Consider the following 754-nt stretch of genomic DNA (forward strand, 5'->3'; position numbering starts at 1 on the left):
GGAAGGGCCGGGGCCGTCATGCCGGCCCGCATCAGCATGCCGTGAACCGACTGGTTGCCCAACGACGCCAGGTTCCCGATCCGGGACGTCTGCAGCATCGCCGAGGTCCAGTACGTCACACTGTCGCCCGGCAGGATCAGGAAACCGGCCAGGGCACACGCGGCGAACGCGCCGACGGCGCGGGCCGCGTCGCGGGGCCGGCGAGCGACCAGGAAATAGACGACGAACAGCAACGGGGTCAGCTTGATCGCCGCCGCCACACCGACCAGGACGCCCCGGTACCGGCCGGGTGTCAGCCCCAGGGCGTCGACCAGCGCCAGCACCACGATGAACACGCTGACCTGCCCGAAACGCAGGTTGCTCTGCGCCGGCGCGGACACCAGCAGCGCGCAGGCGATCGCCGCGACCAGCAGCGGCCGCCGGCCGGGCGCCGCGGTGAGCCCCCGGCCGGCGACGACCGCGATCGCGGCGACCGCGGCGACCGTCAAGACCAGCCACACCACCCGCACCACCGCTTCGGGGAGCAGGGCTATCGGTTGCAGCAGCAGCGCCGCGAACGGCGGGTAGGTGAACGGGCCACCGTTCTCGGCGACGTAGCTGTACAACGGATGCCCATCCGATACGGCGAGCACGGCGCCGTAGTAGATGTGCAGATCCGACAGGCGATCGTCCGGCGGGCGCCGCAACACCAGCGTGCAGGAGACCACTGCGATCACGGCGAACAGCGCCCAGACGGCACCGGCGCGGCGGTCAA

1 protein-coding gene is annotated in these 754 nt (G+C 71.6%); it reads right to left on the bottom strand.

Translation table 11 applies throughout. The features are described from left to right. A partial coding sequence (locus IEY73_RS32765) for a glycosyltransferase 87 family protein (protein WP_229716431.1) occupies window positions 1-754 on the bottom strand: 754 nt, incomplete at both ends.

The organism is Mangrovihabitans endophyticus (genome assembly GCF_014646155.1).
GTDB lineage: Bacteria > Actinomycetota > Actinomycetes > Mycobacteriales > Micromonosporaceae > Actinoplanes > Actinoplanes endophyticus.